Here is a 13,571-nt window from a genome sequence, read left to right as displayed (position 1 = left end):
AGCAGACACGGTAGTGTGTACAAAACGGGCAAACCGGGCAGGATTTGGAATATGGCACAAGGAACGCGGCGCCGACCTCTGGTCGCAGACAAGCGCTATGCGGCAGCAGGGCGTGGGGCGCAGGGTAAACCTGCGGCGCGCAAGGCGAAGCCACGACCAAAAGCAGGAACCAAAACGCGCAGACCGGGCTTCCTTAGCCTGTTCAAACGTAACCGCAAGACCAGCCGAAAAGGCGCTGGCGGGAGCGGCCCGCGCAAACCGCAAAAGCCCAAGACCCTCTTTGGCAAAATCTTGGCGCTGATACTGGCACCATTCCGCTGGGCGTTCCGGCTGGCTTGGGGATTTACCTGGCGCATCGGTCTTATCTCAACCGCCTTGGTGGCGTTGGCGGTGGGGTATCACTATACAAAGCTTCCCGAAGTTGCCGAGCTGCTGGATGGGCGTGCACGAGGGTCTGTTACCCTGACGGATCGCAATGGCGAGGTGTTTGCCTGGCGCGGGGATCAATTTGGCGGAGTGGTCACTAGCGAAACGGTGTCGCCTTACCTCAAGAACGCGATCGTCGCGACCGAGGATAAGCGCTTCTACCGCCACTTTGGCGTGTCGCCACGTGGTGTCGCCAGTGCGGTGCGTATCAATCTGCGCGAGGGGCGGGGGCCGCTCTCTGGCCATGGGGGGTCGACAATCACCCAGCAGACCGCAAAGCTGCTTTGCCTTGGCGTGGTTTATGATCCAACCGAATGGGAGAGCGAGCGCGCCTATGAACGTGACTGCCGTCAGGGGTCTCTCTGGCGGAAAGCCAAGGAAGCCATCTTTGCGATGGCGATGGAGACAAAATACACCAAGGGCGAAATCCTCTCGATCTATATGAACCGTGCCTATCTTGGTGGTGGCGCATATGGTGCAGAGGCCGCGGCGCAGCGCTATTTTGGCAAATCCGCCAACCAAGTTGACGCGGCTGAAGCCGCAATGTTGGCGGGGCTTTTGACTGCTCCCTCGACGCTGTCCCCTACAAATAATCTACAACGCTCGCAGGATCGCGCCGCCACGGTGCTGCGTTTGATGCAGGAACAGGGCTATCTGACTGCAGGCGAGACGCAATCAGCGCAGAATTCTCCTGCGGTATTGAGCCAGGCGGCAGCTGCCCGCGCAGGTGGGTACTTTGCCGATTGGGTGATGGATACGATACCGGATTTCTTTGGCAGCGAGACAACAGAAGATGTGGTGATCCGTACAACCATTGATCAGCGTTTGCAGCGGGCCGCAGAAGAGGCGTTAAATCATGTTTTTGACACCAAGGTGCGCAAAGGGTCCAAGGCGCAGGCCGCGATTGTGGTGATGAGTGCCGACGGCGCGGTGCGAGCTATGGTGGGGGGACGTAAGTCGCGTGTTTCTGGCGTGTTCAACCGCGCTACACAGGCCAAGCGCCAGACCGGATCGGCATTCAAGCCTTTCGTCTATGCAACAGCACTTGAGCTGGGGTATTCGCCACTGGATAGAGTGTTAGACGCGCAATACTGCCTTGATGTCCCGGGCTCCGGTCAGTGGTGCCCCAAGAACTACACCCGGAAATTCTATGGCGAAGTAACCATGGCGCGGGCACTGCGCGACTCGCTGAATATTCCGGCTGTCAAAATTTCCGAAGCCGTAGGCCGCGATCTGGTCCGCCGCGTGGCCGGCGACTTTGGGCTCGACAGTGAGTTGGCCGCAGGCCCTGCATTGGCTCTGGGCGCCTCTGAAAGTACGCTCATTGATATGACAGGTGCATATGCGGGTATCTTGAACGGCGGCTCATCGGTGACCCCTTATGGCGTTACCGAGCTGACCTTGATTGGCGATAATAATCCGTTGATGGGCGCGAGCGGTGGTCTTGGTGAACGGGTGATCCAGACCAAAGCGGCACGCGAATTGATCTGGATGATGGAACAGGTGGTATCACAGGGCAGCGGCCGCCGCGCACAAATTCCCGGTTGGCAGGCGGCCGGTAAAACTGGCACCACACAAGCTGCCCGCGATGCCTGGTTCGTTGGCTTCACCGCCGATTACGTGGCTGGCGTGTGGATGGGTTATGACGACAATACGCCCCTGTCGGGTGTGACCGGAGGGGGCTTGCCCGCTGATATCTGGCGCGAGGTCATGGTCCGGGTGCATGACGGGCTACCGCCGAAACCGTTGCCGATGATCGCCCCGAAACCCATCGCTCCACCGCCGCAACCACAACCTCAGCGCCGTCAACAACCAAACGTGGGCCAGGAGCTGGGCCGTGCGGTTGACGGGCTGTTGCGTGACATCTTTGGGAACTGACGACGTATGGCCACTGCTGCAAAACTAGTGACAAGATCATCCCAGCCGGGCGATGAGCATGAGATGAGCGCCATTCTGGTGGAAGTGCTGAACAGCTGGCAAAGTACACGACCAGGCGATCCATCACATGTGCTGGACTATTATATCAGCCACCCTGACCGGATCGACTGTGCGGTTTGCGAAAAACCGGGCGTAGGGATCCTTGGGTTCCAGTCGCTCAGGCTGGCTACGCCGGGTAATCAGTATAACGTGGAGCCAGGTTGGGGCATCATAGGAACCTATGTAAGCTTGGGTATGGGGCGGCTGGGCATTGGTGCAGCGTTGTTTCAACATTCGCTCCGGGCGGCGCAGGATGCTGGTTTGACTTGGATCGAAGCAACAATCGCCCTAAGCAATCCCTCTGCCCAAAAATACTACGGCGCGATGGGGTTTCAGATCTACAAGACTGATACCGAAGCGGTGCGTAAGCGCTGCCGGGTATCACCACCAACATGAGAAAAGGGGGCCAGCGGCCCCCTTCTGTTCGTATTCTCAGATTTGCTCAGATCGAGCGGGATCAGCTCAATCGCTTCAACTCGGCGGTTAGCTTGTTGATATCACCCTTGTTGCGGTCAAGGATTGCGCCGATCTCGGTGCGCTCGGTCAACAGCAGATTCACGCCTTCGATGAACATATTGTAGAACTTGTCACGACCGGATTTATCCGACACTAGGAAGGTAACCTCAAATGGTGCCTTACCTTTCAATTTGGCCAGTGATTTGATCTCATATCCGGCCTTGATCTTGCGGGCGGACTTAACCTCGACCGAACCGCCAATGAATTCGCGGAACCGCTTGCCGTATTTACGGGCGATATACCCTTGGAACGCACCAGAAAACGCCTTCAGCTGTGCCTTGGAGGCGCGGCGGGCATCAACACCTAGCGCATAGCGAGCCATGATGTTCACATCCGCATAGCGCACAAAGATATTCTCGAAGTCGCGTATCATCGCGCTTTCGGACTTGCCCGATCCGATCACCTTGTTGATATCGTTGACAACACTGCCAACAAGGTTGCGGGCGCCGGATTCAGTCAGTGCAAGCAGTTTGCCCGGCACAGCGGCAAGACCTGCAAAGGCCAAGCCAGTGGCCAGAAAATTGCGGCGGGTCAGAAAATCACTCGGCATAGATGTCCTCATACGGATCTGAATAGGGATCGCCATAGACCCCTTCATATTCACTTTGATCGCCGCCCAACTCAAAACGGCGATTCTGTAGGTAGATCAGCCGTGCTTGAGCATAGCTGTCTGCGCTTTCATACAAAATCGAGTCGACCGTATCGGAATATGTGCCACGATTGCCAAGACGGCGCACCACCTCGGCGTAGATGCTGATGTTGTCGGCTGGATTATGCCGAGCGTAGCCGATTGGATTGGTGAAGAAATCAACCAGAATTCCGGTGCCGTCGCGGGCAGTGGACGGACCAAAGAATGGCAACTCGACATAGGCACCTTCGCCGACGCCCCAGACATGCAGTGTTTCACCAAAATTGGTGTCCACACGCGGCATGTTGAAATCAGACGCGGGATCACCCAGGCCGCCAATACCAAAGATCGTGTTGACCACAAAGCGCGACATCGCGATGCCGGATTCCTTAAGATTGCCTTGCAGTAGTGCATTCACGGCTTGGCCCGGCATCGACAGGTTTTCGGCAAAGTTATTGAAACTAGTCACCATATCCGGGGGAACAATCGCGACGTAGCCTTTGGCAGCCGGGCGAAACGCGAAACGGTCTACACCACGGTTGAAGTTGTGGATCGAACGGTTGGTGTTCTCGTAGGGATCAAACACCTCTCCTGAAGCGCGAGACACACTATCTTGGGTTGCGCAACCCGCCAGTGCCGACGTAACAGTTACCAGGGCCAATAGTAAAAAAGGTCGCAGCGGGAAAGTCATTCGCTTGGGTATCCGATCTGTCTTCGTGGGCGTATTTGAACCCACTTATAAAGTTTCTAAGGTCTGCCTAGTCAGAGACCGGGATTGTTTACACTGTTGTGGCAGATTTGGAACAGGTATGGACTGCTTTTCTGCGCGCTTGGCTGATACATAGGGCATATCGATAAGGAATTGCAGGCCTCTCATGACGAAAACTTCCTTTAAATCCGGCGTGGAAGAACTTCTTTCGCATCGCCGCCGCAGTCGTGGCCTCTATTGGTCTGTCGGTATTTTCAGTTTTTTTGTGAACATGCTGATGCTGACCGGGCCGCTCTATATGATGCAGGTCTATGATAGGGTGCTAGGCAGCCGGTCAGTGGCAACATTGATCGCGTTGTCGCTATTGGTTCTGTTCCTCTATGGGACAATGGGGGTTTTGGACTATGCGCGGGGGCGTATTCTGGCGCGTGCCGGCGCGCGGTTTCAGTCAGGACTGGATCAACGTGTGTTTGATGCGATGATCCGCCGCTCGGCAGTGGCCCCGGATCCTGTGGCCCAAACGGGTCTCAGCGATCTGGAATCGGTACAGCGGTTGATTGCCTCGCCGGTGCTGGGTGCGGCATTTGATTTGCCATGGACGCCGATCTTCCTGTTCGGGATTGCGTTGTTCCACCCTTGGTTGGGGATGTTGGCGCTTGGTGGTGGGGCGGTGCTAATTGCCATTGCCATTCTGAACCAGCTGATGTCACGGAAACCACAGATGCAGGCCGGTATCTCTGGCCATCGCGCCAATCTCATGTCTGAGGAAATTCGCAGCGAAGCCGAGATGATCCAGTCGATGGGGATGCGCCGCGCCGCTTTTGAGCGTTGGAAAACAGGTCGCGATGCGGCACTTGTTGATAGCGTTTCGGCCAGCGATGTTGGTGGCGGTTTCACCACACTAACAAAGACACTGCGCTTGTTCCTGCAATCGGCCATGCTGGGTCTTGGTGCCTATCTGGTGTTGCAGAATGAGGTCACAGCTGGGGCGATGATCGCAGGATCCATCCTGATGGGGCGCGCACTGGCGCCGATCGAACTGGCGCTTGGTCAATGGGCTATGGTGCAGCGCGCGCTTAAAGGTTGGCGCAACCTCGCGGAGCTTTTGGAAAAGGTCCCTGAAGAGGCACCGCGTACCGAATTGCCGAAGCCTGCAGCCAATCTGGATGTTCAGGCATTGGCCGTCGTGCCACCCGGAGACAGCCGGCCTCAGCTGCGCAATGTCACATTCCGGGTGCAGCCAGGTCAGGCCATTGGCATTATCGGCCCATCTGGTTCCGGCAAATCCACGCTCGCAAAGGCATTGACCGGGGCTTGGCGTCCGGCTGCGGGCACCGTGCGGCTTGATGGCGCCTCGTTGGATCAATACGCCCCCGAAGTGCTGGGTCAAAACATTGGCTATCTGCCTCAACGGGTGCAGTTGTTCGAAGGGACCATCGCACAGAATATTGCTCGACTGCTGCCGGAACCCGATTCCGCCAAAGTGGTCGACGCTGCGAAAAAGGCAGCTGCTCATGACATGATCGTGCATTTGCCAGACGGCTATGACACCCGTATCACCGCAGGCGGTGGGCGGCTTTCAGGCGGCCAGATGCAACGTGTCGCACTGGCGCGCGCGCTCTATGATGATCCGGTTATTGTTATCCTGGATGAGCCGAATTCAAATCTCGACAACGATGGCTCGGTAGCGCTGAACCGGGCGATTAAACAGCTCAAGGCGGATGGTCGATCTGTAATGATCATGGCTCACCGTCCGGCGGCCATTCAGGAATGCGAACTGCTGCTAGTGATTGATCAGGGTGTTCAGACGGCCTTTGGCCCTAAGGATAAGGTGCTGCGCGAGATGGTATCGAACCATCAAAGTATTCAACAGGCTGCGCCAGGGGGTGTACGATGAACCAGAGCAACACCGGAAACCATGCGTGGTCTGCAAAGCGCCCGCTGATTATCGGCTTAATCGGCGTTTTGATCCTGCTTGGTGGCTTCGGCACCTGGTCCGTCGCCACTTCAATCGCGGGCGCTATCGTGGCCTCAGGACGGATTGAGGTTGATCGCAATCGGCAGGTGGTACAGCACCTTGATGGCGGCATTGTGGAGGAGATTCTGGTCGACGAAGGCGACACCGTGGTTGAAGGCGCTGTGCTCCTGCGTCTGGATGCCAGAGAGTTGCGCTCGCAGTTGGTCATCACCGAAGGACAGCTATTTGAACTGATGGCGCGCCGCGGCCGGCTGGATGCACAACGCGACAGCGCGGATACCGTTGAATTCGATCCCGAGCTGCACCAGCTGGCAGAGACACAGGTCGAGGTCGCCGATTTGATGCAGGGGCAGGTTCGGCTGTTTCAGGCCCGAAAGGATTCGGTGGCGCGTGAAATCGATCAGCTGGAAAAACGTCGTTCCCAGATCAAGGATCAGATCAGTGGTGTGCAGGCTCAGCAAGCATCGCGCCGCACTCAGCTTGAGTTGATCAGTGAAGAACTTGAGAACCAGCAGTCTCTGCTGGATCGTGGACTGGCGCAGGCGGGTACGGTCCTGAATCTGCGTCGCACCGAGGCCGATTTGCAGGGGTCGCTGGGTGAGCTTGTCGCCACAGAGGCCCAGGCTGACGGGCGCATCACCGAGATCGATATCGAGATTCTGAAACTCGGTACACAGCAGCGGGAAGAGGCAATCACGCGCCTACGCGACCTGCGCTATCAAGAGCTGGAACTGGCAGAAACCCGCCGGGCGCTGTTAGACCGGTTGGCACGCCTTGATATTACTGCGCCGGTGTCCGGTGTCGTCTATGGCCTACAGGTGCACACGCCGCGTTCTGTGGTCCGCGCTGCGGAACCGGTGCTCTATCTGGTGCCACAGGATCGTCCGTTGATCATTGCAGCTCAGGTTGCGCCAACGGATGTTGATCAGATCTTTGTTGGCCAACCGGTGACACTGCGTTTCCCGGCATTGGATCAGCGCGCCACTCCTGAATTGTTCGGCACCGTGAAACAGGTCTCGGCGGATGCGTTTGAGGATGAGGCCAGCAAACTCTCCTATTACCGCACTGAGATCGAGCTTGATCCCGGTCAGCTTGATACACTGCCAGAAGATACGGTTTTGATTCCTGGCATGCCCGTCGAAGGATATATTCGAACCGCAGACCGGACCCCGCTTGCCTATCTTGTCAAACCTCTGTCCGACTATTTTGTCCGCGCGTTCCGCGAGAGTTGACGGGTTTTCCAGGCCATCGGTCCCTGCGTCGCCAAACCACCCCTTCAGGGGTGGTTTTTTGCTTTCCGCCTTAGCACTTCCCGGTTAGCGTTCCGCCAAATCAGACGTAAAGGATCACACCGATGGATATCGAAGCCAAACTCAAAGAACTGGGCATCCAACTGCCGAGCGCTCCGGCCCCGGCGGCCAACTACGTGCCCTATGTGGTGGTGGACAATATGGTCTATATTTCTGGCCAGATCTCTGCCGGACCCGAAGGTTTGATCACTGGCAAGCTGGGCGCGGACATGGATGTGGCGGCTGGTCAAAAAGCGGCCCGCCAATGCGCGATCGCTCTTTTGGCACAGCTCAAAGCTGCCTGCGGCGGTGATCTCAATCGTTTGAAGCGCGTCGTGAAGCTGGGGGCTTTTGTGAATTCCACTGACAGCTTTACCGACCAGCCGCAGGTGGTGAACGGGGCTTCTGACCTGATGGTCGAGGTGTTGGGCGACGCAGGTCGTCACGCCCGTGCCGCCGTCAGCTCGCCCTCGCTGCCATTGGGCGTGGCGGTTGAAATCGATGGCGTGTTCCAGATCGCATGACACCTACGCTGCCGGCCGCATTCTTGAGCATGCCCATAACCCATCGCGCACTGCATAACGTGCGCGATGGTCGCCCGGAGAACAGTCGTGCGGCCATTCTTGCCGCGATAGAGGCCGAGTATGGGATAGAAATGGATCTGCAACTGTCTTCTGACGGCTGCGCCATGGTGTTTCACGACTATGCTCTGGAGCGGCTCGCCGACGGCACCGGATTGGTTGCGGATCACACCCGTGCCCAATTACGCACCATCCCGCTTAAGGGCGGCGACGGTGAATGCATCCCCGATCTGTCTGAAATCCTCGCTCTGGTGGATGGCCGGGTGCCTCTGTTGATCGAACTGAAGGATCAGGACGGGAATATGGGCACAGGTATCGGCGCGCTTGAAGCGGACACTGTTCGCCAGTTGCAAGGCTACAAAGGCCCGGTCGCGTTGATGTCTTTCAATCCGCATTCGGTGGTGGAGCTGGCGCGTCTGGCCCCGGATCTGCCGCGTGGCATTACCACCTGTTATTATGACCCGGTCAGCTGGCGTGAACTGACCGCTGAAACCTGCGATCATCTGCGGCGAATCCCTGATTTCGACCGTACTGAGGCGTGTTTCATCAGCCATGACGTGCGGGATCTTACCAGTGAGCGGGTGGCGGAGTTGCGGGCACGCGGCGTGCCGGTGTTGTGTTGGACTGTGACCTCGGCGGAGATGGAGACAGAGGCGCGAAAATACGCCGACAATGTCACCTTCGAACGCTATCTTTCTGATAATTGAATGCTATCTTTTTGATATTGCGACTTGAACAGCGCCGCGACGGACACAGATACTATCTGTCGCGGAGGCATTGAATGGAACAGGCGCAGATCGAAATCGAAGTGCTCGGCGCGTTGTCGCAACTGGATGCGGCAGAGTGGGACGCCTGTGCTTGTCCAGAAGCTGCTGATGGTGGACGAGCTTTGGATCCGTTCACCACCTATCGATTTCTCTCCGCATTGGAGGACAGCGGGTCGGTCGGCCGTGGAACAGGTTGGCAACCGCAATATCTGACCGCTCGGCGCAATGGAACACTGATCGCCTGCGCGCCTATGTATGCGAAATCCCACAGCCAGGGCGAATACATCTTTGATCACAATTGGGCCCATGCCTATGAGCAGGCAGGCGGGCGCTACTACCCCAAACTGCAGATTTCCGCACCATTTACACCCGCAACCGGCCGCCGCTTTTTGGTCAGACCGGAGTATGAGGGAATAGGTCAGTCCGCATTGGTGCAGGGGGCTGTACAGCTGGCCGCCGACAATCGTGTATCCTCGCTGCATGTGACCTTCTGCACTGAAGATGAGGCCAAGTTGGGGGCTGAAATGGGCCTGATGGCCCGCGTCACACAACAGTTCCACTGGCTGAATGACGCGTATCACAGCTTTGATGATTTTCTCGGTGCACTTGCCTCACGCAAGCGCAAAACCATCCGCAAGGAGCGCGCACAGGCCCAGGGTTTTGGCGGCGCGATCCGATGCTATCATGCAGAAGATCTGCGGCCAGAACATTGGGATGCGTTCTGGACCTTTTATCAGGACACTGGGGCACGCAAATGGGGGTCGCCTTATCTCAGTCGCCAGTTCTTTGATATCGCCCATGCTACCATGGCGGATGACATGGTGCTGATTCTCGCCGAGCGGGATGGCGTACCGGTTGCGGGCGCCCTGAATTTCCTTGGTCGCAAGACGCTTTACGGGCGCTATTGGGGGTGTGTTGAACACCACCCCTGCTTGCATTTCGAACTGTGTTACTATCAGGCAATCGAACAGGCGATCCTACGCGGCCTTGATCGGGTCGAGGCTGGCGCCCAGGGCGAACACAAACTGGCGCGCGGTTATTTGCCAACCCAGACCCATAGCCTGCATTGGGTTGGGGATCCGGGCTTTGCTGATGCGATTGCCCGCTATCTGGATGCCGAACGTGGTGCCATTGAAGAAGAGATCGAAGTTCTGACGGACTATGGTCCGTTCCGCAAACCCGATGTGGAGGAGCAACAATGACCGAAAAACTCTCTGAAGCAACCCGTGGACCGCTGCTGGACCCGCTGTTTAGTGCCGGGTGGGAGGTCGTCGAGGGCCGCGACGCAATCACCAAAACCTATAAGTTCGACAGCTTTGTAGAGGCTTTTGGCTGGATGACACGCGCCGCTATCTGGGCTGAAAAATGGGATCACCATCCGGAGTGGAGCAATGTCTACAGCTCAGTTACCGTGGTGCTGACCACCCATGACGTGGGCGGTGTCAGCTCGCTGGATGCCAAATTGGCGCGGAAGATGGAAAGCCTATTTTAGGGTGACCATCCTGTTATGAATAGAAAGAGGCGCAGACAATTCTGCGCCTCTTTTTGGTTCGACGTATCAGTGCGGCTGAGCTTTAGCCCATCGCCTCCAGCAGGGCTTCCCCCGCGGACAGTTCACACTGGCCGGGGTTCTCTTCGGCGTTCATGATCTCGACCTTGCCGTCGCGGGCCAGCATCGCATAGCGCAGCGACCGCCCGATTAGCCCCGCCGCAGGTGCGTCGAGCCGCATCCCAATCGCATCGGTAAAGCCACATTCGGCATCCGACAACATGGTGATGCCCGCAGCACCGGCTTCTGTGGCCTCAGACCAGGCTTGCATCACAAAGGGATCGTTGCCAGCAATGCAGATAATCTCGTCCACACCTTTGGCTGCCAGCGCTTCGGCATTGCGCACAAAGCTGGGCACGTGGGCAGAATGGCAAGTCGGCGTAAACGCGCCGGGAACGGCAAAAATTGCCACTGTGCGCCCCTTGGTTAGATCAGCCATGGCGACCTGTTCCGGTCCTTCACTACCCATCCGCGTTAATGTTGCTTCGGGCAGGGTGTCTCCTACAGAAATCATACGGTGTTCCTCTCTCAGCTGATTGTGTTTTATGTTGCCCCACATATAGGGTTCGGCGACAGCCTGGCCATAGCACAAACTTGCAATGGCATATTCATACGACAACAAAAGGCACGGAAGAAAATGACCCATTTCATTGTGATCGGTGCAGGGCAGGCGGGGGCCTCCTTGGTGGCTCAGCTGCGCAAGCAGGGTTTTGAAGGAGAGATCACGCTGATCGGCAGTGAACCAGTTGTGCCGTATCAGCGCCCACCTCTGTCCAAGGCATATCTGCTGGGCGAGATGGAGATGGAGCGTCTGTTCCTGCGGCCCGAGAGCTTTTATGCGGACAACAATATCACGCTAAAGCTGGGCCAAGAGGTCCGCAACATTGATCCCGAGGCCAAGACCGTGACACTCGCGGACGAGGTGTTGCACTATGATCAGCTGGCCCTGACGACCGGTTCGACGCCCCGCCGTATACCTGCCGCGATTGGTGGTGATCTGGACGGTGTCTATGTGCTGCGTGATTTGGCCGATGTGGATGCGATGGCGCCGGTTGTCACTGATGGTGCGCGTACGCTGATTGTTGGAGGTGGCTACATTGGGCTGGAAGCGGCCGCCGTCTGCGCCAAACGTGGTGTCGCGGTGACGCTGGTGGAAATGGCCGACCGTATCCTGCAACGGGTCGCAGCCCCAGAGACCTCGGACTACTTCCGCACGTTGCACAGCAACCATGGCGTCAACATCCGCGAAGGCATCGGGCTTGAACGGCTGGAGGGCGTAGACGGTGCTGTCAAACGGGCGGTTCTGAGCGATGGCAGCACGGTTGAGGTGGATTTTGTCATCGTTGGTGTCGGTATTGCCCCTGCCACCGGCTTAGCTGAGAGCGCGGGTCTGACGCTTGATAACGGCATCAAAGCGGACGCGCGGGGCCGCACCTCCGATCCAGCAATCTGGGCAGCGGGGGATTGTGCCTCTTTCCCCTATCGCAACGCCCGTATCCGACTGGAAAGCGTACCCAACGCGATCGATCAGGCCGAGGTTGCCGCCCGCAATATGTTGGGCGCTGATGAGACCTATGTGGCCAAGCCTTGGTTCTGGTCCGATCAATACGATGTCAAACTGCAAATCGCCGGATTGAACACTGGCTATGACAATGTCGTCACTCGCGCAGGCAACGATGGCACCATGTCGTTCTGGTATTATGCCGGTGATCAATTGGTTGCCGTGGATGCGATGAACGACCCGCGCGCCTATATGGTTGCCAAGCGTCTGATCGAGGCTGGCCGCACGGCTGACAAGACACTCGTCGCCAATCCGGATGCGGATCTGAAGCCGCTTCTGCGCGCATGAGGATCATCGCGGGGGAGTTTCGCGGTCGCGCCCTGACCAGCGTTGGTAAGGGGGATGCGGGTGCACATCTGCGCCCGACAACTGACCGGGTCCGCGAAAGCCTGTTCAATGTGCTGAGCCATATCGTTGATTTTGATGATAGCCATGTGCTTGATATGTTTGCTGGCACCGGTGCATTGGGTCTTGAGGCGCTGTCGCGCGGCGGCGCCGCTGCGGTTTTTGTCGATGATGGGCGCATATCGCAGGGGCTGATCTCCAAGAATATCGACCTCCTTCGTGTAAAAGACCGTGCGGGGCTGATCCGCCGCGATGCCACTCGTTTGCCCGCGAACGATGGCCCTCCTGCTGATTTGGTTTTCCTTGATCCTCCCTATGGCAAGTCACTTGGGGAAAAGGCGCTGGCGACAGCGACCTCAGGCGGCTGGATTGCGGATGACGCGCTGATCGTCTGGGAAGAAAGCACGCCTATGCAAACACCGGACGGGTATAGCCTGCACGATAGTCGCAAATACGGTGACACGTATATCACTCTGATGTGGCGCGACGCATAGCGCCGCCAGTTCTCATTTTTGGTCAATAGGATATTCGCACCATGCCTGTCACATACCCCACTCCGGATCTGGTGATTTTTGATTGCGACGGGGTGCTGGTGGATAGCGAAATCCTCAGCAACCAGGTGTTGGTTGAAAACCTTGGACGCTACGGACTGGACCTGACGCTCGCGGATTGCATGGATCTCTTTGTTGGCGGCACGATGGCCGATGTTCGGGCCAAGTCGATTGCGTGGGGGGCCACACTACCAGAGGATTGGGTAGCGCAGGTCTATGACGAAACCTATGCCAAGCTTCGGGAGGGGGTTGATTTGGTGCTCGGAATTCCCGACCTCTTGGCGATCTTGCAGAAAAAGGGCATCGCCTTTTGCGTGGCCTCCAACGGCAGCGAGGATAAAATGCGCATCACCCTGGGTCAGAACGGCCTTTGGGATATGTTCCACCCGCACGCCATGTTCTCGGCCCATACACTCAAAACCGGGAAGCCGGATCCGGATCTGTTTCTTGCTGCGGCCTGTCATTTTGATGTGCAGGCCCGTAACTGCCTGGTGATCGAAGACAGCGAAAACGGCGCTGTGGCCGCTGCGCGTGCGGGTATGCGTTGCCTTGGTTTTGATCCCCATGGCAAAGGCACCCGTCTGACACGTCACAACGCCGAGCACATCACCTCAATGACCGAAGTGCCGCGCCTGATTGGCTTGGCCTGACTATGTCGGGGATACATTCAGAGGCAAAGTAACCCCCAAATAGA

General features: G+C 57.5%; 14 protein-coding genes. 11 read left to right on the top strand and 3 right to left on the bottom strand.

Annotated features, from left to right (window positions below):
- The first annotated feature begins 51 nt into the window (after positions 1–51).
- Both ACEWZM_RS06395 and ACEWZM_RS06390 read left to right on the top strand, forming a co-directional pair.
- Entirely contained in the window at positions 52–2,304 is a 2,253-nt protein-coding gene (locus ACEWZM_RS06395) for a transglycosylase domain-containing protein (RefSeq protein WP_414005641.1), read from the top strand.
- Between the two features lie 63 nt (positions 2,305–2,367).
- Positions 2,368–2,799: a GNAT family N-acetyltransferase gene (locus ACEWZM_RS06390; protein WP_414005640.1), complete on the top strand. Its 432-nt coding sequence runs from the start codon at positions 2,368–2,370 to the stop codon at positions 2,797–2,799.
- A gap of 61 nt (positions 2,800–2,860) precedes the next feature.
- On the opposite strand, the gene ACEWZM_RS06385 is transcribed toward ACEWZM_RS06390, so the two are convergent.
- Positions 2,861–3,469 carry an MlaC/ttg2D family ABC transporter substrate-binding protein gene (locus ACEWZM_RS06385; RefSeq protein ID WP_414005639.1) on the bottom strand — a complete coding sequence of 203 codons (609 nt, stop codon included), beginning with the start codon at positions 3,467–3,469 and terminating at the stop codon, positions 2,861–2,863.
- Complete coding sequence (locus ACEWZM_RS06380) at positions 3,459–4,238, bottom strand: MlaA family lipoprotein (protein ID WP_414005638.1); 780 nt, start codon at positions 4,236–4,238, stop codon at positions 3,459–3,461. The genes ACEWZM_RS06385 and ACEWZM_RS06380 overlap by 11 nt, the downstream gene beginning before the upstream one ends.
- Positions 4,239–4,422: 184 nt before the next feature.
- Between ACEWZM_RS06380 and ACEWZM_RS06375 the strand changes: the two genes are divergently transcribed.
- From ACEWZM_RS06375 to ACEWZM_RS06350, 6 genes are all read left to right on the top strand, one after another.
- Positions 4,423–6,153 carry a type I secretion system permease/ATPase gene (locus ACEWZM_RS06375; protein WP_414005637.1) on the top strand — a complete coding sequence of 577 codons (1,731 nt, stop codon included), beginning with the start codon at positions 4,423–4,425 and terminating at the stop codon, positions 6,151–6,153.
- Positions 6,150–7,466, top strand: a complete 1,317-nt coding sequence (locus ACEWZM_RS06370; protein ID WP_414005636.1) for an HlyD family type I secretion periplasmic adaptor subunit — start codon at positions 6,150–6,152, stop codon at positions 7,464–7,466. The genes ACEWZM_RS06375 and ACEWZM_RS06370 overlap by 4 nt, the downstream gene beginning before the upstream one ends.
- 122 nt (positions 7,467–7,588) lie before the next feature.
- Positions 7,589–8,047, top strand: coding sequence for a RidA family protein (locus ACEWZM_RS06365; protein WP_414005635.1), 459 nt, complete (start codon positions 7,589–7,591; stop codon positions 8,045–8,047).
- Positions 8,044–8,811 (top strand): glycerophosphodiester phosphodiesterase family protein, encoded by a 768-nt coding sequence (locus ACEWZM_RS06360; protein ID WP_414005634.1) that lies wholly within the window; start codon positions 8,044–8,046, stop codon positions 8,809–8,811. Before ACEWZM_RS06365 ends, ACEWZM_RS06360 begins: the two co-directional genes overlap by 4 nt.
- A gap of 74 nt (positions 8,812–8,885) precedes the next feature.
- Positions 8,886–10,073 carry a GNAT family N-acetyltransferase gene (locus ACEWZM_RS06355; protein WP_414005633.1) on the top strand — a complete coding sequence of 396 codons (1,188 nt, stop codon included), beginning with the start codon at positions 8,886–8,888 and terminating at the stop codon, positions 10,071–10,073.
- Positions 10,070–10,363 (top strand): 4a-hydroxytetrahydrobiopterin dehydratase, encoded by a 294-nt coding sequence (locus tag ACEWZM_RS06350; protein ID WP_414005632.1) that lies wholly within the window; start codon positions 10,070–10,072, stop codon positions 10,361–10,363. Before ACEWZM_RS06355 ends, ACEWZM_RS06350 begins: the two co-directional genes overlap by 4 nt.
- 82 nt (positions 10,364–10,445) lie before the next feature.
- On the opposite strand, the gene ACEWZM_RS06345 is transcribed toward ACEWZM_RS06350, so the two are convergent.
- The gene (locus ACEWZM_RS06345) at positions 10,446–10,934 is read right to left on the bottom strand and encodes a peroxiredoxin (protein ID WP_414005631.1); all 489 of its coding nucleotides are present in this window, start codon (positions 10,932–10,934) and stop codon (positions 10,446–10,448) included.
- Between the two features lie 123 nt (positions 10,935–11,057).
- Here ACEWZM_RS06345 and ACEWZM_RS06340 point away from each other — a divergent pair, with 123 nt between their 5' ends.
- The 3 genes from ACEWZM_RS06340 to ACEWZM_RS06330 are packed head-to-tail and all read left to right on the top strand — an operon-like array spanning position 11,058 to position 13,527.
- Positions 11,058–12,269, top strand: a complete 1,212-nt coding sequence (locus ACEWZM_RS06340; RefSeq protein WP_414005630.1) for an NAD(P)/FAD-dependent oxidoreductase — start codon at positions 11,058–11,060, stop codon at positions 12,267–12,269.
- On the top strand, positions 12,266–12,820 hold the full coding sequence (gene rsmD / locus ACEWZM_RS06335; protein ID WP_414005629.1) for a 16S rRNA (guanine(966)-N(2))-methyltransferase RsmD: 555 nt from the start codon (positions 12,266–12,268) through the stop codon (positions 12,818–12,820). The genes ACEWZM_RS06340 and rsmD overlap by 4 nt, the downstream gene beginning before the upstream one ends.
- Before the next feature lie 41 nt (positions 12,821–12,861).
- On the top strand, positions 12,862–13,527 hold the full coding sequence (locus tag ACEWZM_RS06330) for an HAD family hydrolase (protein WP_414005628.1): 666 nt from the start codon (positions 12,862–12,864) through the stop codon (positions 13,525–13,527).
- Positions 13,528–13,571 lie beyond the last annotated feature (44 nt).

This window comes from Phaeobacter cretensis, assembly GCF_047372505.1.
GTDB lineage: Bacteria > Pseudomonadota > Alphaproteobacteria > Rhodobacterales > Rhodobacteraceae > Phaeobacter > Phaeobacter cretensis.
The sequence above is the reverse complement of the archived record's forward strand: the minus strand, read 5'-3'. Positions and strand labels throughout refer to the sequence as shown.

Bases quoted from the DNA above. Each gene is read 5' to 3' on its own strand.
- ACEWZM_RS06345 (WP_414005631.1), bottom strand. From the start codon at position 10,934: ATGATTTCTGTAGGAGACACCCTGCCCGAAGCAACATTAACGCGGATG.
- ACEWZM_RS06370 (WP_414005636.1), top strand. From the start codon at position 6,150: ATGAACCAGAGCAACACCGGAAACCATGCGTGGTCTGCAAAGCGCCCG.
- ACEWZM_RS06350 (WP_414005632.1), top strand. From the start codon at position 10,070: ATGACCGAAAAACTCTCTGAAGCAACCCGTGGACCGCTGCTGGACCCG.
- ACEWZM_RS06395 (WP_414005641.1), top strand. From the start codon at position 52: ATGGCACAAGGAACGCGGCGCCGACCTCTGGTCGCAGACAAGCGCTAT.
- ACEWZM_RS06380 (WP_414005638.1), bottom strand. From the start codon at position 4,238: ATGACTTTCCCGCTGCGACCTTTTTTACTATTGGCCCTGGTAACTGTT.
- ACEWZM_RS06385 (WP_414005639.1), bottom strand. From the start codon at position 3,469: ATGCCGAGTGATTTTCTGACCCGCCGCAATTTTCTGGCCACTGGCTTG.
- ACEWZM_RS06330 (WP_414005628.1), top strand. From the start codon at position 12,862: ATGCCTGTCACATACCCCACTCCGGATCTGGTGATTTTTGATTGCGAC.
- ACEWZM_RS06355 (WP_414005633.1), top strand. From the start codon at position 8,886: ATGGAACAGGCGCAGATCGAAATCGAAGTGCTCGGCGCGTTGTCGCAA.
- ACEWZM_RS06365 (WP_414005635.1), top strand. From the start codon at position 7,589: ATGGATATCGAAGCCAAACTCAAAGAACTGGGCATCCAACTGCCGAGC.
- ACEWZM_RS06390 (WP_414005640.1), top strand. From the start codon at position 2,368: ATGAGCGCCATTCTGGTGGAAGTGCTGAACAGCTGGCAAAGTACACGA.
- rsmD (WP_414005629.1), top strand. From the start codon at position 12,266: ATGAGGATCATCGCGGGGGAGTTTCGCGGTCGCGCCCTGACCAGCGTT.
- ACEWZM_RS06375 (WP_414005637.1), top strand. From the start codon at position 4,423: ATGACGAAAACTTCCTTTAAATCCGGCGTGGAAGAACTTCTTTCGCAT.
- ACEWZM_RS06360 (WP_414005634.1), top strand. From the start codon at position 8,044: ATGACACCTACGCTGCCGGCCGCATTCTTGAGCATGCCCATAACCCAT.
- ACEWZM_RS06340 (WP_414005630.1), top strand. From the start codon at position 11,058: ATGACCCATTTCATTGTGATCGGTGCAGGGCAGGCGGGGGCCTCCTTG.